The organism is Thermosporothrix hazakensis (assembly GCF_003253565.1).
GTDB classification, from domain to species: Bacteria; Chloroflexota; Ktedonobacteria; order Ktedonobacterales; family Ktedonobacteraceae; genus Thermosporothrix; species Thermosporothrix hazakensis.
The window spans coordinates 121,137-146,046 of sequence record NZ_QKUF01000016.1; the positions used below are offsets into that span (position 1 = coordinate 121,137).

21 protein-coding genes and 1 pseudogene are annotated in these 24,910 nt (G+C 51.5%); 11 read left to right on the top strand and 11 right to left on the bottom strand.

From position 1 onward, the window contains the following. The first annotated feature begins 13 nt into the window (after positions 1-13). Together EI42_RS20050 and EI42_RS20055 are read left to right on the top strand one after the other, a co-directional pair. Positions 14-1,759 (top strand): amylo-alpha-1,6-glucosidase, encoded by a 1,746-nt coding sequence (locus EI42_RS20050; RefSeq protein WP_111324420.1) that lies wholly within the window; start codon positions 14-16, stop codon positions 1,757-1,759. 22 nt (positions 1,760-1,781) lie between these two features. Continuing rightward, complete coding sequence (locus EI42_RS20055; protein WP_111324421.1) at positions 1,782-3,134, top strand: GH1 family beta-glucosidase; 1,353 nt, start codon at positions 1,782-1,784, stop codon at positions 3,132-3,134. A 689-nt stretch (positions 3,135-3,823) separates the two neighbouring features. Here the strand turns inward: EI42_RS20055 and EI42_RS20065 are convergent. Further along, positions 3,824-4,618: an LLM class F420-dependent oxidoreductase gene (locus tag EI42_RS20065; RefSeq protein WP_111324423.1), complete on the bottom strand. Its 795-nt coding sequence runs from the start codon at positions 4,616-4,618 to the stop codon at positions 3,824-3,826. Positions 4,619-4,928: 310 nt separating this feature from the next. Between EI42_RS20065 and EI42_RS34930 the strand changes: the two are divergent. Both EI42_RS34930 and EI42_RS32685 read left to right on the top strand, forming a co-directional pair. Then, positions 4,929-5,078: pseudogene (locus EI42_RS34930) on the top strand (tyrosine-type recombinase/integrase); the annotation flags it as partial. A 94-nt stretch (positions 5,079-5,172) separates the two neighbouring features. Continuing rightward, a complete protein-coding gene (locus tag EI42_RS32685; RefSeq protein WP_170142772.1) occupies positions 5,173-5,340 on the top strand; it encodes a hypothetical protein in 168 nt (55 codons plus the stop codon). 1,045 nt (positions 5,341-6,385) lie between these two features. Here EI42_RS32685 and EI42_RS20080 read toward each other — a convergent pair. Next, on the bottom strand, positions 6,386-6,718 hold the full coding sequence (locus EI42_RS20080) for a hypothetical protein (RefSeq protein ID WP_137686441.1): 333 nt from the start codon (positions 6,716-6,718) through the stop codon (positions 6,386-6,388). An 826-nt stretch (positions 6,719-7,544) separates the two neighbouring features. Between EI42_RS20080 and EI42_RS20085 the strand changes: the two genes are divergently transcribed. Further along, positions 7,545-9,464 carry an alkyl/aryl-sulfatase gene (locus EI42_RS20085; protein WP_211326272.1) on the top strand — a complete coding sequence of 640 codons (1,920 nt, stop codon included), beginning with the start codon at positions 7,545-7,547 and terminating at the stop codon, positions 9,462-9,464. Between the two features lie 244 nt (positions 9,465-9,708). Beyond that, positions 9,709-9,873 carry a hypothetical protein gene (locus tag EI42_RS32690; RefSeq protein WP_170142773.1) on the top strand — a complete coding sequence of 55 codons (165 nt, stop codon included), beginning with the start codon at positions 9,709-9,711 and terminating at the stop codon, positions 9,871-9,873. Positions 9,874-9,904: 31 nt separating this feature from the next. Here the strand turns inward: EI42_RS32690 and EI42_RS20090 are convergent, their stop codons facing one another. The 5 genes from EI42_RS20090 to EI42_RS20115 form a co-directional block, all read right to left on the bottom strand. Beyond that, positions 9,905-10,303, bottom strand: a complete 399-nt coding sequence (locus EI42_RS20090; protein ID WP_111324428.1) for a YidH family protein — start codon at positions 10,301-10,303, stop codon at positions 9,905-9,907. Positions 10,304-10,375: 72 nt separating this feature from the next. Continuing rightward, positions 10,376-11,701: a DUF2254 domain-containing protein gene (locus EI42_RS20095; protein ID WP_111324429.1), complete on the bottom strand. Its 1,326-nt coding sequence runs from the start codon at positions 11,699-11,701 to the stop codon at positions 10,376-10,378. 23 nt (positions 11,702-11,724) lie between these two features. After that, positions 11,725-13,044: a chloride channel protein gene (locus tag EI42_RS20100; protein ID WP_111324430.1), complete on the bottom strand. Its 1,320-nt coding sequence runs from the start codon at positions 13,042-13,044 to the stop codon at positions 11,725-11,727. Positions 13,045-14,094: 1,050 nt separating this feature from the next. Continuing rightward, positions 14,095-15,189, bottom strand: coding sequence for a DmpA family aminopeptidase (locus EI42_RS20110; RefSeq protein WP_211326273.1), 1,095 nt, complete (start codon positions 15,187-15,189; stop codon positions 14,095-14,097). Between the two features lie 612 nt (positions 15,190-15,801). Continuing rightward, the gene (locus tag EI42_RS20115) at positions 15,802-16,734 is read right to left on the bottom strand and encodes an LLM class F420-dependent oxidoreductase (protein ID WP_111324433.1); all 933 of its coding nucleotides are present in this window, start codon (positions 16,732-16,734) and stop codon (positions 15,802-15,804) included. A 323-nt stretch (positions 16,735-17,057) separates the two neighbouring features. On the opposite strand from EI42_RS20115, the gene EI42_RS20120 reads away from it, so the two are divergent. Further along, complete coding sequence (locus tag EI42_RS20120) at positions 17,058-17,846, top strand: YwqG family protein (protein WP_170142774.1); 789 nt, start codon at positions 17,058-17,060, stop codon at positions 17,844-17,846. Positions 17,847-18,095: 249 nt separating this feature from the next. On the opposite strand, the gene EI42_RS20125 is transcribed toward EI42_RS20120, so the two are convergent. The 3 genes from EI42_RS20125 to EI42_RS20130 all read right to left on the bottom strand — a co-directional run bounded on the left by EI42_RS20125 (position 18,096) and on the right by EI42_RS20130 (position 20,902). Beyond that, the gene (locus EI42_RS20125; protein ID WP_111324435.1) at positions 18,096-18,710 is read right to left on the bottom strand and encodes a TetR/AcrR family transcriptional regulator; all 615 of its coding nucleotides are present in this window, start codon (positions 18,708-18,710) and stop codon (positions 18,096-18,098) included. 230 nt (positions 18,711-18,940) lie between these two features. Continuing rightward, entirely contained in the window at positions 18,941-19,111 is a 171-nt protein-coding gene (locus EI42_RS33390) for a hypothetical protein (protein WP_211326274.1), read from the bottom strand. Positions 19,112-19,174: 63 nt separating this feature from the next. Next, positions 19,175-20,902, bottom strand: coding sequence for a serine hydrolase (locus tag EI42_RS20130; RefSeq protein WP_111324436.1), 1,728 nt, complete (start codon positions 20,900-20,902; stop codon positions 19,175-19,177). A 456-nt stretch (positions 20,903-21,358) separates the two neighbouring features. Here EI42_RS20130 and EI42_RS34935 point away from each other — a divergent pair, with 456 nt between their 5' ends. After that, positions 21,359-21,514 (top strand): hypothetical protein, encoded by a 156-nt coding sequence (locus tag EI42_RS34935; protein WP_371860026.1) that lies wholly within the window; start codon positions 21,359-21,361, stop codon positions 21,512-21,514. A gap of 344 nt (positions 21,515-21,858) precedes the next feature. Here the strand turns inward: EI42_RS34935 and EI42_RS34940 are convergent, their stop codons facing one another. Continuing rightward, on the bottom strand, positions 21,859-22,059 hold the full coding sequence (locus EI42_RS34940) for a DUF7002 family protein (RefSeq protein WP_371860027.1): 201 nt from the start codon (positions 22,057-22,059) through the stop codon (positions 21,859-21,861). A gap of 463 nt (positions 22,060-22,522) precedes the next feature. On the opposite strand from EI42_RS34940, the gene EI42_RS20140 reads away from it, so the two are divergent. The 3 genes from EI42_RS20140 (at position 22,523) to EI42_RS20150 (ending at position 24,857) form a co-directional block, all read left to right on the top strand. Continuing rightward, positions 22,523-23,854 carry an erythromycin esterase family protein gene (locus EI42_RS20140; RefSeq protein ID WP_111324438.1) on the top strand — a complete coding sequence of 444 codons (1,332 nt, stop codon included), beginning with the start codon at positions 22,523-22,525 and terminating at the stop codon, positions 23,852-23,854. A 76-nt stretch (positions 23,855-23,930) separates the two neighbouring features. Continuing rightward, positions 23,931-24,164, top strand: coding sequence for a hypothetical protein (locus tag EI42_RS20145; protein ID WP_111324439.1), 234 nt, complete (start codon positions 23,931-23,933; stop codon positions 24,162-24,164). Between the two features lie 213 nt (positions 24,165-24,377). After that, on the top strand, positions 24,378-24,857 hold the full coding sequence (locus EI42_RS20150; protein ID WP_170142775.1) for an Hsp20/alpha crystallin family protein: 480 nt from the start codon (positions 24,378-24,380) through the stop codon (positions 24,855-24,857). The last annotated feature ends 53 nt before the right edge of the window (positions 24,858-24,910 follow it).

Here is a 24,910-nt window from a genome sequence, read left to right on the forward strand (position 1 = left end):
GAAGTGAACATACATGGAAACTGGATCACCATATCTCAATCTCTTGAAGAACCGCATCATGCTGGAGCGGGTGCCTTTTACCGACCGTGATTCCCGGCTCATCCTCTTTCGTGCGGACGAGCGGAGCCTGTGGGTTGGTCTGGCTGAATATGAAATTGACCCGGAGCTGTCGCCAGCTATCACCAACTGGCGCTTCACCGATGAGGCCGGGGAGCCTTGCGCTTGTGCGTGGACGACCTATCCCCATCAGATTCTCAACCAGACGCCGGGGGGGACTTTTCGGATTACCTTTGTTGATCCCGAAACCCTGCTGGTGGCTCTGCCTGCCGGGCGGAGCGGGCTGATTCTGCATACGCCAATGGAGCAGGGACAGACTGACAGACGCGGGGGCATCCTGAGCCGTTCCAGCACCTCACCGTGCTCGCTGGTTTATACAACGAACGCCACTCTGCTCTGCAATCGTGTAACTGAGTTGACGAACGGGCAATACGAGATACGTCTGCTCTTTGAAGCAGAGGAAGATGCTGCGCTGTTGCTCAATATCACACGAACGCCTGGCTTTAATCGGCGCGTTCTTCCAGCCAGCCAGGCCCTCCAGGCGGCGGAACAGCGCTGGCATGATTGGTTTGCCGGAGTGCCGGAGGTCGCCGAGCAGTATCGTACCCGGTATTACTATGCCTGGTGGGTGATGCGTGTCAACCTGCTCTATCCCTATGCTCACCCGATACGTGAAGGGATGGTTCCTTCGAAAATGGGCTATGTTGGCGTCTGGCACTGGGATTCGTATTTCCACGCGCTTGCGCTGCGACATCGTGATATGCGGCTGGCTCAGGATCAGTTCCGCATCATGCTTGATTATCAGCTTCCTGACGGCCTGATTCCTGACATCGTACATGATGAAGGGATTCTGGCACATACCACCGAGATTGTGGAGGCTGATATCACCAAGCCACCGCTGACGGCCTGGGCCGCATGGAAGCTCTACGAGCTTGACGGGGATCGGGAGTTTTTGAATGAGATGTATGATCCAATCATCCGTTTTCAGCACTGGTGGTTTACCAGGAGCGACCCGGACGGGAATGGCCTGTGTGAGTACCTGCATCCCTGGTCCTCTGGCCTGGATAATAACCCGCTCTGGGATCAGGGGTTGCCCGTTGAAACGCCCGATCTGAATGCATATCTCTGTTTGCAATATGACTATCTCGCCAGAATTGCCGAGGTACTTGAGCGGCCGGACGAGGCGGAGCAGTGGCGGCAGAAAGCAGGCGAGCTAGCACAGCGGATGATTGAGTTGCGCTGGGATGAGGAGGCAGGCCTGTTCCGGGCGGCTCATGATGGGCAGTTGCTTGCAGTGCGCACGCCGTTTAACCTTTTCCCTTTGATTACCGGTCGTATGCCTGCTGCAATCGCTGATCGCCTGGTTGAGACGCTGACAGACGAACGGCAATTCTGGGGACATCATCCGGTGCCCACCGTTGCCTTTGATGACCCGGCCTTTAACCCGCTATCCATGTGGCGTGGTCCTGTCTGGCTGAATGTCAACTATTTGCTGATCGATGGACTCTTTCGTGCAGGCTATCCTGAGCAGGCGCGAGAGCTGCGGCGGCGCACGCTGGAGCTGGCACTTGCGGCAGATGATTTCTATGAATACTATCATCCGCTCACCGGTGAGAAACCACCACGGGCAACCCATGCTTTTGGCTGGTCATCTGCACTCTTTATCGATCTGGCGCTTGCGGCCTCGAATGAACTTTCATGATGGAAAGGAAGAAATTGTGAGTATGAAGAATGCCATTGGTGAGTTCCCGGAGGGGTTTCTCTGGGGGGCGGCTACCGCTGCGTACCAGATTGAAGGAGCTGTGACCGAGGGTGGACGTGGAAAAAATATCTGGGATACCTTTACCCATACGCCCGGGGCAATCAAGAACGGCGAAAATGGTGATATTGCCTGTGACCATTATCACCGCTGGCGTGAGGATATCGCGCTGATGCAGCAACTGAATCTAGACGCGTACCGTTTCTCTATTGCCTGGTCTCGCATTTTGCCTCAGGGGCGTGGCACGGTCAACCAGGCCGGACTGGATTTCTATAGCCGCCTGATTGATGGCTTACTGGAAGCGGGCATTCAGCCATTTGTCACGCTCTATCACTGGGATCTGCCCCAGGCGCTTCAGGATGAAGGGAAGGGCTGGCTCCGCCGCGGAATTGTTGAGGACTTTGTGCAGTATACCGATGTTGTCACGCGGGCGTTTGGTGACCGGGTCAAACACTGGACGACGTTCAACGAGCCGGGGGTGTTCACCTGGGGTGGCTATGTGCTTGGCGAGGATGCGCCCGGCTGGCGGATGCAGCCTGGAGCTGCTCTGACAGCTCTACATCATGTCTTCCTTGCACATGGAGCGTCTGCACAGGTGATTCGGGAGAATGTGCCTCAAAGCCAGGTCGGGATTGTGCTGGATATAAATGTTGCGGAGCCGGCTTCGGAGGCTCCTGAAGATGTCGCTGCTGCTTTGCGCTTCGACGGGATGCAGAATCGCTGGTTCCTTGATGCGTTGCTGCGTGGTGAATATCCAGCCGATATGGTTGCGCTTTTCGGGGAGCAGATGCCGCGAATTGAGACTGGCGATATGCAGCGGATGGCGGTTCCGCTGGATTATCTGGGCATCAATATCTATCGGCGTTCGGTGATCGCGCATGGAGACGAACTTGTTCCCGTGAACTACTGCCGGGTATTGCCTCCGGGCGAACATACGTTGATGGGTTGGGAGGTATACCCGAAGTGCATCTATGATATTTTAAAGTATGTAAATGAGCGCTACGGTCCGCCGAAAATATATATAACCGAGAATGGCATAGCGCTACCAGATGAGGTCAGCCCGGATGGCCATGTACATGATGAACGACGTATCGCCTATCTGCGCGACCATCTGACGTACCTTCAGCGCGCCATCGCGGAAGGGGTTCCAGTCAGAGGCTACTTTGTCTGGACGCTGATGGACAACTTTGAATGGGCGCTCGGTTTTGAGCCACGCTTTGGCTTGATCTATGTTGATCATCAGACACAACAGCGTATTATGAAGGATAGTGGCTATTTCTATGCTGATATCGCGAAAAAAGAGACTGCGGTGAAATAAACCGTTCGACCTGCCAGAGGAGGCCCCCCACGAACGGAGGGCCTCTTTTCTATGGCGTTTCAAAAGCGAGTGGGTGGAGAAAGGATGCTAAGGGGAATCAGCTTCTATGGCTCCAGGAGCAGTGAAAAAGGCTATATGTTTGCTGATACCAAAAGCGAGGTGTGATGTAATGAAATCTCTTTCAAAAAAAGAGAAGAAAAAGTTTTCGCTTTTTGTCGAAGCAAAGGTATTATGCTAGCAAGAGCAGATTCTGAAGAAGGGAGCCACATGATACTTGTTGCAATCTTGTACCTCATGCAGGCGTATGTTAGATTGGTGATGTCTGTGCAGGCGCAAAAATCGGAACCCTTTTCAGTGCCTGCCTTTCTGCTGGTAGCCAGATGCCAGAGAACGCGGGTGAGCGGAGTATCTGTGCCCTCTAAAAACCTCATGAAGGAACCTGTTGATTGAATCTACAAGAGAACTCGTGTCTCTTTTTGATTGGTAATAACGATAATCTTATCGCCGACCTCGATACCCTCCAATCTCTCTGAAACCTTCGCATTCACTTCGAGCCAGACATCAGGCGCTCCCTTGTGGCCTTGATTAGGGGCTTCTTGATGAGCGGCCCTGCAACCATCCTTTCTGGCGCCTCAAAGGCCAAAAAAGTCAAGGAAGCCGACTATTCTCGACTTCCTTGAACATGCTGGCTAACCACGTCGGCTGTCACGCCAGCGTACCAGCTTCTCAACAGGTTCGAAATCCCAGGGAGCGCCCACACTTATAATCAGGTGGGTTACTCCCGCCCTGAGAAGTGCATCACGTGTTGTATCTGAATCGTCTGCATCCGTGCCGGAAGAGCGCTCAATTTCTTTCGGATCGCGCCCTATCTCTTTGCACCAGCTATCAAGCACCTCCATCTTCCGCGTGAGTGTAGCGGCATCACCAAAGCCATGCCAGATGTTTGCATATTTCGCAGCCAGGCGTAGCGTTTTCTTCTCACCACTGCCACCAACTAAGATGGGAATAGGCGTTTGGATGGGTTTAGGTGCATCCACTTCCCAACGTTCTTTGATGATTGACAATCCTTCCTCCAGTGCTGCCAGGCGGCGGCCTGGGGTGTCAAAATGGTAGCCAAATTCCTTGAAATCGCGCTCAAACCAGCCCGCACCGATCCCGAGAATCAGTCTGCCGCCGCTAATATGATCAACGGTCTTCGCCATATCAGAGAGCAGAGCTGGATTGCGGTAGGTATTGCAGGTCACGAGACACCCTATCCTGGCACGCTTTGTCAGTGTGGCCATCGCCGTGAGCAGCGTCCACGCTTCAAAATGGTTGCCCTGCGGATCACCAGTGAGCGGAAAAAAATGATCCCAGTTCCAGATGCTATCAACGCCTAATTCCTCGACCGCCCGCACTGCCTGTGCGAAGTCCTCGTAGCTGGTATGCTGTGGGTGCAACTGAACGCCTACGCGAATAGGATGTGTAGGAGATGTATGGGTCATGAAATTTATCCTTTCGATACGGATGAATAAACATAAGGGCCTACTGATAGAAGGTCCTTATGTTCTTTATAGACCAGGCTTTCTTTGCCATGATGTGATTTGACTGCCGATTTGTTCTTTCGGGTGTCTTGATGGGTAGCCCTATCTGTGCGGGAAGCAGGAGTGCGTCCCCCTATCGCATCTGGCAGATTTCCTTTGTCATAATAATGACACAATAAAACGAGGGAATGTGACCGATGAGAGAGACACACCGGGCTGGTGGAACAAGTCGCGGTAGAGCGACATCACCTGCGTGCAATGGCCTGCCGCTTTAACCTGGTTGAAAACACAAGGGACCGATGATGCTCTGATCCAACCGTACTCTGGCCACGAAAGCAGAGCGTCGCTGGAAATCTATTCGCGCCTGTCTCTGGCCTCTGTGCAAGAGCTCTACGAGCAGACCATAAAACAGTTTCCTGTGTCATGCAGGCATACCCCTCCCTTGACAGCAGCAAAGGCCCCCTGCTATTATCTGAGTAAATATTCAGATAGTGAACAGGAAAACAGAATCAGGCATGTCTCATCTGACAGGAAAACAGGAAGAGCTTCCCTATAGTCCCCAGCCGATTGATCCTGAAAAGGTTGCAGAGCTGCAAGCTGCCGCTCCTTCTGAGGCGTTAATTGCGCAGGTGGCGAGAACCTTTCAAACGCTCTCCCATCCTACCCGCTTGAAGATCCTGTAAGCGCTCTCCAAGCACTCTTGTTGTGTGCACGATCTCGCCATTTTGGTGGGCATCTCCGAATTGGGGGGCCCATCAACTGTGACTCTTGAAGGAACGGCGGATAGTCTGGTCTCCAGGAAGCCTCTCAATGTCTGCCATCACCCTGCTTACGCGCCTCTTTCCCCTCAAGCTCTCTTTCTGTTGAGAGGTACCTATGCTCTCAACTGGTTCAATGCCTCTCTGCTCTGTGCGTCAGCCCAAAAACATTGAGGTGTAAAAAGGTAAGAGAAAAAAGAGAAGGATAGGAGCATAAGGTGTCTTGTTAGGAGAGAATGACAAGCGAGATATGTGGTTAGCGGAAAAGAGGCGATAAAAAAGCTGTCACCTTCTTAAAAAGGAAACTCAAAGAGCAGGGAGCGGAAACTGCTCGCTTGTTTGATCGTTTCTATACCCTGTATCCTGCGCGGCCGCGTGAGGATCTGTCGAATTTAAATCCCATGGTCGGGCTCTTTGTCGTTTCGACTCCGAAACAGAGTATCCCCCATTTGGATGATTGCTCCTATAAATTTCGATCCCGTATTCGGGTTTTGCTTCTTTTGAACTGCTGGGGTTCCTGCACCGCTTCAGGAGCCTGCCCCCAGATCGGTTTGTGGGAACCTCTGCTTTTTGGAGCCTCGTAAACAGGATAGTCCTTTACCACAATAGTCCTCAGCCCGTTTGCAGCGCTGTGTGGTAATCGCCGCACGAAACTCTCAGTATATCTGATGTTTCGCGGGTTTAGCCTGCTGAACTATGGTGCTGTATATAGGTATACAGTATACGAGAGGAAAAAGCAAGAGATACATTTCCTGGCTTCTTTTCCATACTATTCACGGGAGCGGCGCAGGAAACTCCCATCTTGAGGTGGGAGAGGATGTTTAAGTATCGACGTGTGCCGACCAGGCAGTAAGAACACACGTTGTTCTGGATGCCGCGAACCGGCCTTGCAGGAACCTGGAAGCAGAACGAAAAAGAGGCGGCGCCTGCTACAGCGCCGCCTCTTTTCTTCCGAGAGGTGGTCAGGATTTCAAGGGACATCGAGTATTTCTGGCGGTGGGGCGTTGAGAGCATATATCATGACGAGCCAGCTCTGGCCGGTGACCGTATTCAGCCCTGCAAGGAGCAGGACCTGCATATGTTGGATGAGAGGTTTTTGTGTTTTCGGATCAAGGACGGTGTGCTCGTCTCGTTTTCCTGTTTGATCGGCTAACGACTGATACAGTGTAAAGGAGACATCAACCCAGGCAAATAGCTCATCTGCGTTCTGCTGGATCTTGTGAATCTGAGTAGATGGATGAAGAACCACTTGAACAGGCTGTTGTTGCTGGACCCGGTCAGCCAGGGGTGTGCCTCCCTCCATCTGCGCGGCTTGTGTGTACTCACTGACTTCTCTGTCTTTTCCTCGTTTGCCCTTGCTTCCTGTACGTTTGCTGCATACAGATGAGGCGAAACCGTGACCTGCTGAAGGTGGTACATGATACAGTGACATCGCTTACATATGGTTTTCTCCCTTCTATTGCTGTCTGGCCTCATATTTTCGCTGTCGCGTTTCTAATAGGTTTTCATGGAGTGATAATAGCATATTTTTAAGCTTAAAAAGGAGTAAAATATAACTGAGCTATAGAATACACCTAGATGAGTTTGTATATACAGAGTAATGTATAAATGAGTAGAAAAATAGAAAGAGCTAATCCATCTTGGAGTGAATTTGAAGCCAGAGAGAAGATGAAAACTTGTGGACGTCTTATTCTCCACGAATAAGTGGGCAAACATGTGACGATTGTTTCACTACCAGTCGGAAGTGTGCTCATCACCCATATGTCATCCAGGTTGAGAGTCTCTCTTGCGAAAGGAATTGAGAGGCTGAAATTCGTATATGGAGTGCAATGGCACAACAGGGATATTGTGAACACAGGTACGACAAGAGCGTAACGAAGGAGGTGTACAATAATCCTTAAAAAATACAGAGAAATCTGATTTTTTTAAGAAAAAACCATCTTGAGATTTAGAGATATAAAGTATTAGAAGTATACTTTATGATCTATAACAGAAAGGATTTTTTAGATAAAAGATAGATCTTTGTATTGAGTAATAGGTAAGAATCAAGCTCTGTTATATATAGATCTAAGGGCGTGGGAGAAGAACGGTCTCTCACTGTCAAGGTCCATTCTGAAAAGGAGATGATCATGAGAAAACACGCACTGAAACTGAAGAGTGAGCCCAAAGAGGCCACGCAGGTGACCAGGGAAGCGAATGGTCGCATGTCTTCGATGCTGCCATTCGCGAATCGGGATGATTTTGAGGCTAGCAAACGCGGCTTTCTCGCTTCGCTGCCAGATGCTCGAATTCAGGGCGCAGATGGGCAGCCTATCTGGGATCTTGGCCCCTATCATTTTTTGGATTCGCAGGACGTCCCAGCGAGTGTGCATCCCAGCCTCTGGCGTCAGGCACAGCTCAATGCGATTCATGGGCTTTTTCAGGTCACTGATCGCATCTATCAGGTGCGGAACTTTGACCTCTCCAATATGACAATTATTCAGGGAGACACGGGGCTCATTCTGATAGACCCCCTGCTCAGTACCGAGACGGCCCATGCTGCCCTGGAATTATACTATCAACACTTTCCCAGAAAGCCCGTGGTAGCGGTCATCTATAGCCACAGCCATGCCGACCACTTTGGCGGCGTCAAGGGCGTCGTCTCCGAGGAGGATGTATCTAGTGGCAAGGTTTCCATTTTAGCTCCTGATGGCTTTTTGGAGCACGCGGTGAGCGAAAATATCTACGCGGGTAATGCGATGGGGCGTCGTAGCACCTATATGTATGGGCCGGTTCTCCCACGCAGCGCCCACGGACAGGTTGATGCTGGTTTGGGCAAGACGATCTCAACAGGAACAATGACTTTAATTGCTCCGACGGACATCCTGCGCACTACCGGAGAAACGCGTACCATTGATGGGGTTGAAATCATCTTCCAGATGGCACCGGGGACCGAAGCGCCTGCGGAGATGCTTATGTATTTTCCGCAGATGCGCGCACTGTGTGCAGCGGAAGACATGACACACAATCTGCATAATCTCTACACCTTGCGAGGTGCGCAAGTGCGTGATGCCGTTGCCTGGTGGAAGACGATTAATGAGGCGATCGAGCTTTTTGGAGAGAGGAGTGACGTTGTCTTTGCACAGCATCACTGGCCGACCTGGGGCAAGGACAACATTCAAACGTTCTTGAGCAAGCAGCGCGATCTCTATAAGTACCTGCACGACCAAACCTTACGCTTGATGAACCAGGGAGCGACCATGCTGGAGGTCGCGGAGATGATCGAACTGCCTGAGAGTCTAAGCCAGGAATGGTATAATCGGGGCTATTATGGGTCGGTCAACCATAATAGCAAGGCCATCTATCAACAGTATCTGGGCTTCTATAGTTCCCATCCGTCCGACCTTCATCCCCTACCACCGGAGGATGCTGCCAGGAAATATGTTGAGTTTATGGGGGGAGCAGCGGCCATTCTCAAGAAAGCGCAGGCCAGCTTTGAGCATGGAGAGTATCGCTGGGTTGCAGAGGTAATGAAACATGTGGTCTTTGCTGAACCCTCGAATGAGCAGGCCAGGCTGCTTCTAGCGGATGCTCTGGAGCAACTTGGCTACCAGGCCGAGAATGGGACCTGGCGTAACGAGTACCTGATGGGAGCTTTTGAGTTACGCAATGGCATTCCGGAGCTGCCACCGATTGTCAATAGTCCGGACCTGCTCAAAGCGATGACCTTGCCGATGTACTTCGACTACCTGGGGGTGCATCTTAATGGTCCCAGAGCGAATGGCAAGCGCATCCTGCTGAACTGGGATTTCACGGACATCAAAGAGCAGTATACACTCCGGCTGGAGAACTGCGCCTTGACCTATACTCCCGAGAAACAAGCAAGAGACGCTGACGCTACACTCACTCTTACACGGGAGGCGCTGGACACGATCAACATAGGAAAGATGACTTTTGACCAGGCCATCGAGAACGGTGCCATCCAGGTGAAAGGAAACAAAGCCGCCGTGAAGGAGCTTCTCGGCTTGTTGGATACGTTTCAGCAAGCGTTTCCTATTGTGACCCCATAAGTGAGCAGGCTTCTCTTCTACTGGCGTTGTGCAGCTTTGGAATGATCTGGCAAGGAGGCCACATCATCAGACTTGACCTGCGGTTATCCCTTGCTTGAGCGATGGGGAGGAAGCAGGTCTTCCTTTTTTGGAACTTGGGCACAGGAGGGAACCTGTACCTATCAACAAATCTTTGTATGGATGAGATATTCTTGTATGGACAGATGTGGGATAACTGAAGCCGACCAACAAGCAAAAGCAGCTCATGGGGCAAACATTACAAGAACATACTGATTGTTTTTATGCGCTCATGCGACTCGGTTTCATGCAGCGCCTCAGCAATGGGGTGGAACTGCATAGTAGAGCGCTTATCCCTTGCGTGTTCGCTATCCGCGTCTGCCTGCTCAACTGGTGTGTGCTGCTCGTGTAAAGGCCACTGAAGCCGTCAAATCGGAGCTTGGCTAACTGACCAACCACATATAGAGAAAGAGCAAGATTCCCAGAACGGCCAATAATCCCATGAGTGTTGCGACAAGCCAGGGCGTGCCCGCAAACCGATTCTGCTCGATGGCGAGGTGAATACGGAGATAGCTGATCAAGGCGAAGACGAGTGTGAGGACGCCAAGGGCCACCAGGGCTACCCCTAGAAGCGTGGAGTAATGTATCGCCGAGGGAGGCAGGTCGGGCCGGGCCTGGGCACGTAACAGCATACCAAAGCGCGAGATCACAAAGCCAAGGCCGATAATGGCCAGTCCTGTACGTATCCAGGCTAATCCTGTCCGGTCATTCGCCAGATGCTCATTGGCTTTGTGTTGATCTCTTCCCTGCTTGGATTGTGTGTTCTCTACCTGGTGGTCCATAGGAACGCTCCTCTATCGGCCTTACAAGGCTCTCTTTCTCAGTATACAGAGAAAAGCAATGATTGAAAGAACCTACTCGGCCATTTTTTGCAATGTTCGTTCGAGTTGCTCTTCAATCAGCGCGCGATCAAAATCGGTGGCGGCTTGTGCCAGCGCAGGAGCAGCAATGGTCTGCGCCAGGGTGTGCAGGAAACGCAGCGCGCGTTGCTGCTCGACACTGGCGATCTCGGCAACACACTCCAGGGTGTGCAGCAGTCGGTTCACAACCCGAGCGTCTGTCGAGGCATAACGACCTATTTGAATGAGCATTTGTGCGTATTCCTCAAAGGAGCGACATTCGACGACCAGCACTCCGGAGTACGTCGAATAGAGGGGCGCAATGGCCTGATCACGTACGAGATACTCCAGTAACACGCGCAGATAATCAATGCAGAGCACGGCGGTCGTGGGATCGTTGATCGCGGCTGAGAGTGCGCGCAAAGTAATATCTGTCAATTGGCGCACCCCGAAGCCTGCGTCCTGCCAGAGGTCGCGTTCATTGGCGATACTCAGGCAGGAATGAATTTGTTTCTCGATCAGAGGAGATGCGTGTGATGGGAGTCCCCATACCTCGGCAATGATGGTTTGTGTGGTCACAAAGCGGCCAGGGTAGGCGCGCAAAAACAAGCGCAGGTGATGCTGTAAGACGACCTTTCTCAGATCGCGAACTGAAACAGTCTGAACATACCCCGCCCGCCTGGCATACAGTGGAAACGCGGGAGCCTCAGCGCTCCATTGCTGTACCAATCGTTCTCCATCAGCGGTGAGATCTTGTTCCGCCAGGATATCAGGGTATGGTCGCTTCTGCAAGGTTTGCAGGGTCTGCCAGGTAATGCGAGCCGCAATGTTAGCAATCTGAACAGCATACACTGAGTGGCTGATAAAGAGAAGCAAGAGGCCAAGCCCGACAAAGAGCAGAAACGCAGCGACGCAAACACCGAGAAAAGGCACAAAGGCGGGGTGCGCTGGAGTTTCATTACGGATATTAAAGAGAATAATCTGACAATACGCGAAAATACCCACCAGCGCGCCGGTCGTCACCTGATTGACTCGGTCACTGAACAGGCCACGGATAGCACGTGGTGTAAACTGGCTTGAGATGAGTTGGAGCATGACGAGCGTAATGGAGAAAATCAAGGCCGTAATCGAAATCAGTACGCCCGATACGGTGCCCAGGACACTGCGAACGGCATCGGGATTGTCAAGCACGGACGAGATGGGGCCTGGATAGGCTATATAGCGATCAAGGGCAAGGCACAGGAACGCCAGAGCTAGCCCAAGGAGAAAGACCAGGCCCGGAATCAGCCAGAAGCCGCTGAGTAGATCGCGCCAACGGCGGCGGAGTGTGAGGGGAAACATGAGCGAGCCCTCCTTTGCCTTTCTTAGTCCTCTGAGGCCGATCCTGATCGTGTCCGCAGGCGCTCCAGAAGGGTCAGCAGGAGAGACCGTTGTTGCTCCGCACGCTCAGGAAGCAACGGGATATTGACAGTCATTAGAAAACTGACGATGATGGCTATAGCGATTACGGGCGCCAACCCTGGTTGAATGAGCGCACCAACGATGAGGGTCATACTCACCGGAATCTTCATGATGCTTACAGCCAATGCAGAAAGCACACAGAGCATGCAGACGACAAGCGGGATTGCCGGAAAAAGGAGGTAAATGGCCATGCCAATCGCCCCCCCGGCGAAGAATGAGGGAAAGATGCGTCCCCCAAAGAAGCCCGTGTTGAGACAAAGGCAGGTGACCACGATTTTCAGTAGTCCCAGGAGCAGGAGGGTAAAGACCCCCAGGTTGAGTCCTGTACGCAGCAGCGTCTCCAGTTGCTGCTCTCCAGAGAACAGGATCAGGGGAAAATGCATGGAGATAAGTCCAAAGGCCGTGCCTCCAATAATCCCTCTCACCACTGGATGATGCTCCAGGGGGCGCATAAGGTAGTGTATTTCCCGAAACAGATAAATGAACAGAAGCCCTGCGCCTGCACCAACGACCCCAAGAGGAAAAGCATACAGGAGGTAGAGCAAACGGAACCCTTGATAAGGAGGAAAGACAAATTCACCTCCCAGCGTTCCTCCTGCGAGAAAAAGAAAAAGGCCATAGGTCATGATGCTCGCGACGATTCCTGGAAACAACAAACGATAGAAGCGCATATCCTGGGCATGAGGTAACTCTAGCGCCAGAAAGGCGCTGCCAAAGGGAGAATCAAAGAACGCTCCAAAGACCGCGCTAGCTGCTGTATAGGTCAGGACACGTGCCTGCTCGACTGGTTGCCGGAGACGATCGGACAGAAAGGAGCCGATGCCTGCCCCCAGCTCGAGAAGAGGCCCTTCCGGCCCGACACTGGCGCCGAACACAAGCGACACGAGAGCGGTGAGTAACGTGCCTGGAACCTTTCGATAAGCGATGTGCCCTTCTTGTTGGAGTTCCTGTAACAGGTGAACTTCTCCCCCTCCACGAAAAAGCGCGGTGCAGAGGCCAACCAGCAGGCCACCAACGCTGGTGGCTCCCAGGATAAACCAGGGGGTCTCCGTCGCGTGGAGAATACCAAGTGCGCCAGCAAGCATGGTCCAGAGGCCAAGTGTGCCGAAGCGTATGCAGGCCACAAAAGCCAGAGCTGCCAGGCCGACGATGATCCCGATGGGCACCGCTCCAAGGAGCAGCGCATACCATCGTTTTTCTCGAAAGAAACGCTCGTTCTTCATCTGTGAATCCTCTTGCAGTGTGGATAGATGAATGTGCCTCTTAAGAAAGCAATCACTTTTTTCCCTTCTGCATGTGAAGGTCACTGTTCTCAGTATAGCAGTGACTCCCAACCAGAGCTTAAGACAGACCTCAGTTGGAATGGTTAAGGAAAGTAGGAACGGTGCCTCTCTCTGCTGACTCGTCACGAAAAAGTCGGAACAGAAAGAGCAGTTAGTGACATGGTGTGTCCTTGCCCGTTCCAATAGATGAGCGGGTGTGCATAACAGCTTTGAACTTGCCGCATCTCTCACGAGAGATGAATCACCAAAACTCGGAACTCCTCTATTTTGAGAGAGGGGATACCGACGGATCGTGTAGGTGAACGTCCCCAGATCCTGCAAAAGGGCTTCTGAGGGAAAAGCTCTCTGAAAAGGCCATGAGTATCCAGTGCTTGCTGTAAGAGAGGCGTCTGATCATGTATGAGAAGCTGATACCAATAGAGGCAAACTCCTCACCTCAGCGGTGACGTGATGGAAGAAGGCAGCCAGATTGATGGGAGAGGTCGCCATTGGTATATTGCCGAAGCGTTCCAGATACCTCTTTGAACGAATGCACTGTGTCCAGGAAGCGAGCATCAGCCACAAGGCCTGGGAGACTCTTGGATTCACTTGCGTCTTTTATAACTCAAAAGCACAGAGAGTATCCCCAGGACAAACAAAAGAGAGGCTGAGTGGCACGGCAAGGGAAAAATAAACCCTGAAGAATATTACCTGTTCTCCATTGTTTCAATCGTTTAGATGAAGGGCGTCTCATGTGCACAGAGATAATGATGTGCCCGGGTCATCCATCGCTCGGCGTGTACTACCTGGATGACTCTGCTTGTGGCTCGAAGGCTACAGGTGCCTCGCTAACGGAAAAGGCTTGATCCATCCCACGTTGTTGCATTGGAGGCAGGGCTTGCTGAGAAGTAGAAATGTGTGCCAGTAGCTGCTTCTCTAACGCTGACAAGCATGCTCCTGGCATCTCTATATAAGGCTATGAGAGGAATATGCCCGTCTCAGATAGTTTTGTTATGATGCAGGGGTGTATCCGCGTCGCAGTAGCTCTTGCAAACGTTGATGCGAGATCGCATGCACCACATGCCCGTCTCTTCCATCTGTTGTTTCTGCTGCAACCAATGCATTATACACCGCCTCTTCAGTAGCTTCCACTGCACCCTTAAATAGATTGTTCAGTATAGAGGTATTCGCGTTTGTGTATCCCTCAACAAGAACCTGAATGTTTGTTTTGGTTCCCGCAGCGGCTTCAGAAATACGATTTCCGTTTGAAAACGCAAGAATGATCTCGCCGCTGGTATCACCTGCCAGGGAGCCAGTTCGTGCCAGACCGAGCGCGGCTCGCTTTGCCAGCCGTTTGCATTGCAAAGGATGGAGCGGGGCGTCTGTTGCCACAAGAACGATGCAGCTTCCCTCTGTGATCTCAGGTGCAGGAGGCTCTTGTAGCAGCCGTCCGACCGGGATACCATCAATACAGAGCCGCTCTTTGATACCAAAATTCGTCAACACCAGCACCCCGACCGTATATTGTATGTCTTCTCCTTCGATGATGCGAGAGGCGGTTCCGATCCCTCCCTTGAAGTCGAAGAGGAGCATCCCGGTCCCTGCTCCAACACACCCTTCGGCAACTGGACCCCCTGTAGCTTCATCCAGTGCAGCATAGACCTCGTTCCGTCCAAGAGCCTGACCAAAAGCACCATCAAGATAACTATCGTCACACTCCGCAACTACCGGTAGAATGGCGGTGAACCCTTTCTCTCTGCCTCCGCGCTCAAAGAGATATTGCGTTGTCCAGTGATGGACTGCGCCCACATGGTTGGTGCCTGTCAACATGATCGGACCTGCCAACACACCCCACTCTTCAATCACAGAGCGACCCGTCACTTCACCAAAACCATTCAACGCAAATATTCCTGCATAGATACGCTCTTGAAGCGCGTCACCCGCATGGGGCCAGATGGCTGTTACCCCTGTGCGCCAGGGAATACCATTGACCTCTTTCCTTACCGTTGTATGTCCGACTCTTACTCCCGCCACATCGGTGATAGCATTCAGTGTTCCCGGGCGCAATAAACCAGGATGCACCCCAAAATCGCGGATACGTACCATGATTCGTCCTTTCATCGTTAATCTGCAATAGAGACTCCTGCAACGTATAGTATCATACATACACTCTATCTCTGCCAGGAGATCCTTTAAAGTGCTTCAAAGCGAGCGGGTGGGCTCTCGTTTGCCCTGTTTCAGTAAAGATATTCTGCTCTAGAACAGAGATAATCGGAGTATTAAGGGATAAAAATATATATCTGAATAAAATCAAAATTTATAAGTAATGAATGTGGAGGGATAGAGAATATTCAAATGGCTTTGAATATGTCTGAAAGAGAGCCTTAGAGGGTCAGTAGCAGCTCTCTTCGGAATGTATCCCGAGGCTTTGACTCCAGCCAGAATTCAAGGGGTCAATGCAGCTTAACGATCCCTCGCCTGAATGTTTGGGAAGAGCTATTTATGAACTGAAGTACGGCATATTCAGATACTTCACATGCAGTAGACTCCCGTCTCTTTTGCAACAAATCTTCTCTGGTAAGAGTATATCGCCAAAAGAGGGTATAATTCGCCCTTATTGAGCAGGTTCTGCCCACAACAAGGGGCGGATCAGGGACACATGAGCGAAGGGGGGCGTTGCCACTGATCGCAGCATGCAGGGAGTTGGGCATCACAGGCTTATTTGTTTGATAGGCGAGCAATAACCGGTGCGAACGCTTCCATGCTTTCCTCATAGATGCCCAGATAGGAGAAGCCATACTGTTCTCGAAGCCGGTACACCTCCTCGCTTATCTGTTCGACGGTTCCCATCAAACAGTGCGGGCTTTCAAGAATTTGCTCCGCAGTCATTCCCGCGAGGGGTGCGAATTGCTGTGCTGTCCCGGCACGATCATCCGTGATGAGCGTCAGAAGCACTGTAAGATGTAATTCGATCTGTGAGAAGCGCTCTCCTGCTGCCTGACGTATCCACTTGATCTTTCTTTGTGTGGCCTCAGGGGTAGTTGTCGAGACGATTGGCTTGATGGTGTCAGGGACGACCCGTGCTGTAATAGCAGCAATAGACGCCTCACGACCGGCAAGTGACAGAATGCGCTTCCCTGAGCCTCCGATCAACAGCGGAAGTTGCGGCTCTTGAAGCGGCTTGAGAGGCGCTCTGAGATCCTTGATCGTATAATGGTTGCCCGAAAATGTTACCGGTTCTCCTGTGAACAGAGCTTTCATAATCTGAACGGCCTCTTCCAGCCGCTCGACACGTGTCGCACCTGCGTCGAAAGATAATCCTATTTGCTCGTACTCACTCTTCAGCCAACCGGCCCCGATGCCGAATTCAAAGCGTCCTCCGGAAAGGATATCGAGTGTTGCCGCTTCCTTTGCCAGCATTACTGGATGCCGAAAGTCATTGTTAAAGACGTAGCTCCCGACGCGCAGAGTGCTGGTTGCTTCAACAGCGGCAAGCAGCGCCGGGACGGGAGCCAATGGTATACCTATATGATCTGGAAGCAGCAGCGTGCTGTAGCCCAGTTGTTCCGCGCGTTTTGCCTTCTCTTGCAATTCTTCCTTTGATTGCGCCTGATGGATCATCACACCGAAACGGAAGGAACGGGTAGTCATCTTTCTTGCTCCTTTTGTGCTTTGCTCTTCTGAGGCCGGGTGAAGAGCGGAAATAGACAAGCCGATGCTACAAACAGTCTGAAAGAAGATGTACCGGTATCATTTCAAGTATAACGGATGCTGCCCAAATGCCGATAGCATATGACCCGAGGCAGAGGGTATGACGTGAGAACGCCGAAATCGATCTGGAAGCAGTGTCCCCATGCCGTCTGGATTCGGGTACACCTTGTTTTTTCATAGCGAACCGGATATATTCCCTACAAGGGGATAGTGTCCGTCGCATTGACAGGCGACTTGAAGAAGAAATCACAAGGATGAGGGATATGGAAGCCTATGAAGCCGAGTTAGAGCGCCAGTTACAGCAAATTGTACAGGAGATTGAAGCATGTGGCCTTGAACAGTATAAAGATGCTTTGTTAGCCCGGCGCCAGCCAGCACTGAAGATTCATCTGGAGCTCGCCGAGCAGCTCCCTGTTGGTAGCTCCAAAGTGGGAGGTATGCCTGATCTCCCGCCTGATGTTTCCTATCCCTCCTTGATCGAGGATTATGGAGATGTTCCCCGGGAAACGCCGCTAACCTTTCTGGCTCAGTATCGCTTGCAAGATCTAGCCTCGTTTGCGTTCGCACGTGAGGCGCTTCCGTCAGATGGCATGCTCTATTTCTTCGGGCTTGGCTTCCAGTCTGGTGATGTCGTGTTGACAGATTGCGGACGCGTAATCTACTGGCGGGGCGATAGCGCTCGCTTGCAACCCTATGCAGTGAGCGAAGGTGTGAACACCTATCAGCAGGCGAAAATCCACTTTGAACCTATCTGGTCATGGGGGTTCCATCTCCTGGATGAATCTCTACCAGCGGAATGTGATGAGATCACTGGCCGTTATACTTCTGAACCGTTGCATCAGGCTCTGGGGATCCCGACTCCCATTCAACCGTCTGATCTCATGGAAGATGAGGAGCAATTGAAGCAGCATGTACTCTTGCTTCAGCTTGACTACGTCCCAAAGATCGGTCTGAACTTTGGTGATGCAGGGACTGCGTACTTTCTGATCCCTAAAAAGGACTTGCGGGAGTGCAACTTTGCGCACGTCTGGTGTGAAGACGCATGTTGCTAGCTCCACTGTTGAGGACATTCTTTCCGCGTGTACGCGCCTGACTCGCTGTTCTGCATGCCATTGTGCTCATACAAATGCCGGGCTGCTCAATAGTGTTGTGAAGGGGTACTCTGGCAACAGAGCGTTCTGTTCGTGCGACGCGCTATTATAGCATGAACGAAGTTTGATGGTAATTCACTGAGGTTGATACGCTTGTCGTTCCTGATTCTCTTCTATCCGGGCGTTCGGACAGTGTGCACGTCAAAAAAGTCAGTCCGGGATAGGGACCGGTTGCGCAAACAAGATAGCAAAACAAACCTCAAGGATTTGCTGTACTTTCTGCTCGTGTGTGAGGTCCCCGAAGGCTTCCTGTTCAATGACAGCGCGGCTGATGAGCCCGACAAACATGCTGAGCAGCGCGGCATCAGCAATAGCTCGAACCGGCTGTGTCTGGCGTAGCTGTGTAATCAGTCTGGTAAGGGTACGCCCTGGCGTTTGCATGTCTGCACCGTAGAAACTGGCTTTCCCTTGAAGGAGTATATCCTGTTGTACTCGTACGAAGCAGAAGGCATGTTCCTGCGGATGGAGCAGCCCCCAGGAGATAAAAGCCCGCCCGATCGCCGTGAGCTGGTGAAGTGGCTCTGGTTTGGCCTCATGGTATGCGCGAAACATTGTCTGATTCAGTGCAGCCATGATCTGCTGAATCAAGGCTATCGCGACTTCTTCTTTGCTCTTAAAATGGGTATACAGGCTGGCTTTCGACTTGAAGCCTGCTGCCTGACGAATATCGTCTATCGAAGTACTATCATAGCCTCTGGCACTGAACAATTGGAGGGCGACGTGCAAAATGAGGGCACGGCTATCTGAGCGCGTCTGTTCGGGCATTGCCTTCCTTCTTTCGGGTGTACGTTCGTTCGGTTATTTTCAGGATACTCGAAAAGGGGGCCGCTGTCAAGAGGTGAGCACCAGAGCTCCCCGCTGGTTTTTCGTTTATCAGCAGGGCGACTGGATAAAAGCCGCTTGTGGATTTTATCCGGCTGTAGCAACCTTTCTCCCACTATCGAGTGTTGCCGATATCACCGGAGAACAGATTTCCTTGACACTGAGGAGGCAGTTCAGCGTTTTGTGGCGGAAGGAGGGACAAGGGCCGCAATGATACCTGCCAGTAGCCCACTTCCCTCCGGTCCTGCACGATCATGTGCAGGAAGATTCTGGATGACGAGAAGCGATATTCTGTCTGTGACACCGCTTCTCAGGCTGCCTGAAGTACCTGTGTGAAACGCCATCACCTGGAGTCAACGTACTCATTTCTGGCTGCCATAAGACTGAGAACATCCGCTTTGCGGGCGCTACTTTGTCTTCTTTATCGCGGTAATAGCACCGCCTGGCTGAATGATGATTGCCTCCGTGATTGTTCCCGACTCATCTCTTTTGAACTCGATACGGGAGCCCGAAAGCCCTTTGACCTGAAATTCTGTCCCCTTGTAAGGTACGAGTTCAAAGGCTGGCTGACCTGGCATGGAGACGCTCAAGGTGTGTTCGCTCTTGAAGGCGACAATCATTTGCATGTCCATGACCTCGTAGATTCCGGTGAAGGGCTCAAGGAAACTCTTTTCTGTCATCTGTTTGTTCGGCACACGCTTGAAGACAATGTCTTTAACCGCTGATTCCATTGGCGCACTGAGGGTATCAATATCGCCACGGGTGTTGGTAAAGAAGGACATTTTTATGGTGAGGTCGAATTTCTCAACAGTGGCATCGAAGACGTCGTAATGGTAGTGCTTGAGCGGAAGTTCCATCGAGTTGAATATGGCCTTCAACTGACCCCCATGCTCCGTGATCGAGATGGTCCCATAACCGGGATGCTCAAAGTCGCCGGTGTAGGCTTCGAGGGGATGTGATGGTGATGTTCCCTGAACGCGGTCTTCCTCGCTTTTTTCCTTTCCCTTTGTTCCTGCCGCCTTCATCTCATCAAATTCCTTCCGGAAGCGCTCATTCCAGGGGACTGCTTCCAGCCCAAGCAAGCGATCAATGATGTTATATGTCAGGATAGAGGGAACCGGGTTCACCTGGAGGTTAGTAAGCACGACAATGCCAATATTTTTCTGTGGCAAAATGGTGACAAGCGAGCTAAAGCCATCGATATTGCCGCCATGTTCAACCATTTTGTGGCCCCGATAGGTATGGAGGAACCAGCCCATGCCATAGGTTGAGTTGGTCAGTTCGGCGTATTTATTTGTCTCTGGCATGACCATTTGTGGCGAGTGCATCTGTGCTATCTGAGCTTCAGAGATGAGTTGGGTTTCACCGATTTTACCCCCGTTCGTTTGGAGCGATATCCACCGGCTCATGTCCTTGATGCTCGAAACAATCGCTCCGGCTGGCGCGATGGCTCCCTGTGCCGCATAAAAGGCCATCTCCTTTACTTCATCGTTCAGATGAATATAGGGATGGGAACACTGGCCCTGTTCTCTCGCTTGCTCGATCGAGAAAAAGCTTTGTGTCATGCCCAGAGGCTCGAAGATGCGCTTCTGTACGAACTCTTCCCAGGTCTGGCCGGTCAGCTCTCCCACCAGATACCCGGCAACCATATACATCAGGTTCTGATACTGCCAGAGCTGGCGGAGATCCTTATTCGGTTCGAGGTACTGTAGACGATCAAACAGCTCTTTGCGTGTGTGCGTGGAGTTGTACCACATCAGGTCATGGCGAGGCAGGCCAGAGCGGTGCGATACCAGATCGCGGGGCGTCAGTCGCTCGGTGGCGAAGGTGTCATAGAGCTTAAAGGAGGGGAGGTATGCTTTGACCGGTGTATCCCAGTCTAACCGGCCCTCGTCTACCAGAAGAGCTATTGCTGCTGTTGTGAAGGCTTTTGTACAGGAGCCGATGGGGAAAAGTGTCTCGGATGTCACCTCTAACCCCTCAGCTCTATTGCGTTGCCCGAAGCCCTGTGAGAGAAGAATTTCATCATTCTGAATGATCGCGACAGCGGCGCCCGGAACCTTCCAATCCTGAAGAATGGAGTGTACGAAATCTTCAAAATGTGCTAACGGTTTTTTCGCCTCGGATTGATTCATGCTTGTTGCTTCCTTTTTCTTTGTTCATAGAAGAGTTTAGTGAGTTTCTTTTATAGAATGGAGATATTTGCTGCGCTTACATAGAAAAGTTATCATATAAAATGGATTCTTGTCAATGAAATTGGCAAGAAAAATCAAAGAAATAGTAAAAATTCAATCGCGGGCAGGCTGGATTCGGGAGATGCTCTGCCTGCTATTTTATCCATAAAAACGTGTATGAATGCAGGTAGTAACTAAGTGCCCATTGAGGGCAAAAATAGTCAAATCTGTTTCTTATTATGCTACTGCCCGCATTCTACCTTTCGTGAAAATGGTGATAGTCTACTCCTGCTAGAAAGAGGGGCAAGGATCAGTTTAGAAAGCAGAAAACGCTCAATACTGTTCATAAGTTGCTGCTTGTGAAGGAGTATTCCTATCAGCATTGGAAAAACTACAATTTCAGGAGGAAATTGTTTTATGGCGTTTCGTTTTAGCCGCAGAAAGATGCTGGCCCTTTCAGCAGGGTGTGCGGGAACCGTCCTTGCTGCTGGTGCCGGGCTTTACCTGTTCCGTCCGGCAGGATCCCAATCGGCCCACGCGGCTTCCTGCTTCCGTGAATCCCTTTCTGTTTGATATGCCCTCAACCAGCGTACTGCGTGCCTCGAAAAAGAAGGTCTTTGTCTACTACTTCCCTCCCTTTCCCATCTCTATTGAGAATGCGGTTCCATCGCAAGATTACTCCGCTGCGTGGCTGGACCCCGACGCGAAGAATGGGCAGTATCGCGCAATTGGTGTCTATCTGCGTGATCGTCCCATTGGACGTGCTCCCCGGTCGGAAAAAAACTGGCTTCAGATAGACTATCAAGTGGAGGTACAGCGTGCAATTTCCATCGGGCTGGATGGCTTTATCTATGGAATGCCTGATCATGAGCTGGTGGATCAACGCTGGAACCGTGTCGGTATGATGCTGGATGCAGCTAAAGCCGTTGATCTCGAATCTGTACGCCGTTTGGCAGTCTGGTATGTATCAGGCGCTGTTGTCGCTCCAATTGCTCCCGCTCAATGCCAGAGATTCCGGCAGTGTCGAAGAGTGCGCTGGCGCTCAGCAGGCAATCTCGCTGAATCATCGGCCAATTTGCGGCTTCTGCCAGATGGTACGCATGAGTGAGCTGTTTCATTTCACCGTTTCCGTATGCTCTTTTTCCTCGCTCTCGCAAGGTAATGGATAGTATAAGAGCAGGTATGAGAAAAAGCAATCTTTATGCCCCGTTTCGTCTGGCTGAAAACCCTCATTCTCTGCTGCCTGAATAGGGCTATATAAGGGATCATCTAAAACTCTCATCACGATACTGGAGACTTTCTCGGTGTGGCGCTATCAGATGGATCAGGTATACTTGAGCCTGTTCGCCTCTTTTTTTACGTCCTGCCACCCTGTTTTTACTCTTTTCACCCTCAAATGTTGCATCTGTGTTGTACAGTAGGGATGTGATCCAGAAAATGCCTGGCCAGCATGGATCGGAGATGCATGCATGCACCTTCCATACGAAATCCATCTTGTTTACCTTGTTCTTGTAGAGCGTGCGAGAACGGAGATGAGGAGCAGAAGGGAATGCTCCTCAGAAAACTCCAGAGGAGAGATACATGATTCACTCAACAGTCAGATATGCGACACTGCACGATTGGATTGCGCAGGAGGCAGTTCCATTCTCGCTTGCTTCTCCGACCACCTTCAATGCTGCGGTTGATAAGCTGATTGCTTCACTTGGGAGTTCCGTAGAATTGCTCGGCTTTGGAGAGGCACTTCATGGAGGGGAGGAGCTCCTTCTTCTTCGCAATCAACTCTTCCAGCGCCTTGTAGAGCGCCACGGCTATAGCGCTATCGCCATCGAGAGCAATTTCCATAAGGGAGACATTGTCAATGAATATGTGCTTGGGCGCGGGCCAGATTCGTATGAAGCAGTACGCGATGCTGGGCTGAAACACGGCTTTGAGCGATTCGAAGCGAATCGAGAACTTATCGAGTGGATGCGCCAATACAATGCTGATCCAGCACATCCTGTGAAAATCCATTTCTATGGTTTCGATGGTCCGACTGATGCGCCTATCACATCCAGTCCACGTCAGATTCTCTTTGTTGCACTTGATTACCTCACCTCAATTGATCGTGTTCGCGGTCAGGAATATCGTAACCGCATTGAACCACTGCTTGGTCAAGATGCCGCCTGGGAAAATCCAGATGCTGCACTCGATCCAACGAAGGCCGTAGGCCAGTCAGCAGAGGCAAGGGCGTTACGCATTGAGGTAGAGGAACTCATTTCAGAGCTCCATTTTCGCCGTCCCGAGTTGGTGGCAAAGAGCGACAAAAGCCGCTACCTGGAGGCTATGCAATTCGCGGTGGAGGCGCGGCAGTTGTTGAACTATCATGCAGAGCTAGCACGAGCGTCTGACAAACGTATGATCAGGCTACTGCATATCCGTGCTGGAATGATGGCGGATAATCTGGAGTATATCATTTCTCGTGAACAGGGCTGGGGCAAAGTATTCATCTTTGCTCACAACAGCCATTTGAATCGAGAACAGACAATATGGCAATGGGGGAACGAAACCGTGACATGGTGTCCTGTTGGAGCTCATCTTCAAGAGATGTTTGGTTCGCGCTATGCCGTCATCGGTTCCGCTGTGGGTGAATCGCCAGTTCATGGAATCGGCCGGCCAGAAGCAGGCACGCTTGAGGCGCTGCTGACTGCTGTTCCGGGACCTGCGCGGTTCATTCCCACGCATGGCGGACAGGGGCTGCCTGCAGAGGAGATTGCTGTTCTTCCCGTTCGCTCTGGAAGCAAAAAGAATGGGTCGTATATAGAACCACTGAGTGCCCAAAGCTTCTCTAATTTCGACTGGTTCGCTGTCCTGGATACGGTGACATACGTTCGTGGCGGGCTCCCCTGGTTAGCGCAGAGCGTAGATAGAGAGTAGTACCCCGAGTTTCTGAGCATTCTGTATTCAATGAATAGCTCAGAAGGGGCAGCAACGGGAAAAGAGAAAAACCGTTGTGGAAATACAGGAAAGCTCCTTTCTGTTTTCTTGTAATGGAAAGCCGATGAAGAGAGGTGAAGCGGTTGAATGGGAATACCAGAAATGGCTTCTCTGTTATAGAAAGATGGAAAGAGGAAGAGGATCACAGCCGAAAAAAGTAATGAAAGCTGTGGGTCGGAATAAAACAGATGGAGCTTCTGTTATAGAAAGGTGGAAAGCGGAAGAGGCCCACAGCTGGAAGTGGGAATAAAACAGAGAGATCCTCTGTTATAGAGAAATGGAAAGAGGAAGAAGTTCATAGCCGGAAAGAGCAATGAAAGCTGTGGGCGGGAATAAAACAGAGAGATCCTCTGTTATAGAGAAATGGAAAGAGGAAGAGGGGTCAGGGAAAGAAGAGTAAAGATGATCTCTCTTCCGGGTCAAGAGTGTCGCATAGAGTCATGCTTCGCAGGAGGTGATGTCTATGACAATGCTGAAACGCTATGACCCATTCAATGAGCTCTTTACGCTGCGTGATGCGATGAATCGTCTCTTTGATCAGAGCTTTGTCCATCCGGCAGGCCTGTTCACGGAAGCTGTCAATCAGATTCCGGTGAACGTGCTGGAGACCGAGCAGGGCTATGAGGTTCAGGCGTTGCTGCCGGGCGTCAAAGCGGAGGATATTGAGCTGACGGTGAAGGAGAACACACTGACCCTCAAGGGCAAGTATGCGCCGGTTGTGGAAGAGGGGAAGCAGGTGAACTGGCTGCTTCAGGAGTTCGGCTCCGGCGAGTTCACACGCTCAATCACCTTTGAAAAGGCGCTGGATAGCGAGCACATCGAGACGAGCTACGAGAATGGCATGCTGAAGGTGTATGCGCCGATCAATGAGGCGGCTCGACCCAAACGGATCAGCATCAAAGCGCAGCAGCCCAAAGAGCTGGCGGCGAGCACACCTCGCTGAGCCAGCCAGGGCTGAGGGCCGTTATTTCAACCTCGACACAGGGCGGCCAACAA

Coding starts and splice junctions, on each gene's coding strand:
- EI42_RS20050 (WP_111324420.1), top strand. CDS start 14: ATGGAAACTGGATCACCATATCTCAATCTCTTGAAGAACCGCATCATG.
- EI42_RS20055 (WP_111324421.1), top strand. CDS start 1,782: ATGAAGAATGCCATTGGTGAGTTCCCGGAGGGGTTTCTCTGGGGGGCG.
- EI42_RS20065 (WP_111324423.1), bottom strand. CDS start 4,618: ATGACCCATACATCTCCTACACATCCTATTCGCGTAGGCGTTCAGTTG.
- EI42_RS32685 (WP_170142772.1), top strand. CDS start 5,173: ATGTCTCATCTGACAGGAAAACAGGAAGAGCTTCCCTATAGTCCCCAG.
- EI42_RS20080 (WP_137686441.1), bottom strand. CDS start 6,718: ATGGAGGGAGGCACACCCCTGGCTGACCGGGTCCAGCAACAACAGCCT.
- EI42_RS20085 (WP_211326272.1), top strand. CDS start 7,545: ATGAGAAAACACGCACTGAAACTGAAGAGTGAGCCCAAAGAGGCCACG.
- EI42_RS32690 (WP_170142773.1), top strand. CDS start 9,709: ATGGGGCAAACATTACAAGAACATACTGATTGTTTTTATGCGCTCATG.
- EI42_RS20090 (WP_111324428.1), bottom strand. CDS start 10,303: ATGGACCACCAGGTAGAGAACACACAATCCAAGCAGGGAAGAGATCAA.
- EI42_RS20095 (WP_111324429.1), bottom strand. CDS start 11,701: ATGTTTCCCCTCACACTCCGCCGCCGTTGGCGCGATCTACTCAGCGGC.
- EI42_RS20100 (WP_111324430.1), bottom strand. CDS start 13,044: ATGAAGAACGAGCGTTTCTTTCGAGAAAAACGATGGTATGCGCTGCTC.
- EI42_RS20110 (WP_211326273.1), bottom strand. CDS start 15,189: ATGGTACGTATCCGCGATTTTGGGGTGCATCCTGGTTTATTGCGCCCG.
- EI42_RS20115 (WP_111324433.1), bottom strand. CDS start 16,734: ATGACTACCCGTTCCTTCCGTTTCGGTGTGATGATCCATCAGGCGCAA.
- EI42_RS20120 (WP_170142774.1), top strand. CDS start 17,058: ATGGAAGCCTATGAAGCCGAGTTAGAGCGCCAGTTACAGCAAATTGTA.
- EI42_RS20125 (WP_111324435.1), bottom strand. CDS start 18,710: ATGCCCGAACAGACGCGCTCAGATAGCCGTGCCCTCATTTTGCACGTC.
- EI42_RS33390 (WP_211326274.1), bottom strand. CDS start 19,111: ATGGCGTTTCACACAGGTACTTCAGGCAGCCTGAGAAGCGGTGTCACA.
- EI42_RS20130 (WP_111324436.1), bottom strand. CDS start 20,902: ATGAATCAATCCGAGGCGAAAAAACCGTTAGCACATTTTGAAGATTTC.
- EI42_RS34935 (WP_371860026.1), top strand. CDS start 21,359: ATGGCGTTTCGTTTTAGCCGCAGAAAGATGCTGGCCCTTTCAGCAGGG.
- EI42_RS34940 (WP_371860027.1), bottom strand. CDS start 22,059: ATGAAACAGCTCACTCATGCGTACCATCTGGCAGAAGCCGCAAATTGG.
- EI42_RS20140 (WP_111324438.1), top strand. CDS start 22,523: ATGATTCACTCAACAGTCAGATATGCGACACTGCACGATTGGATTGCG.
- EI42_RS20150 (WP_170142775.1), top strand. CDS start 24,378: ATGACAATGCTGAAACGCTATGACCCATTCAATGAGCTCTTTACGCTG.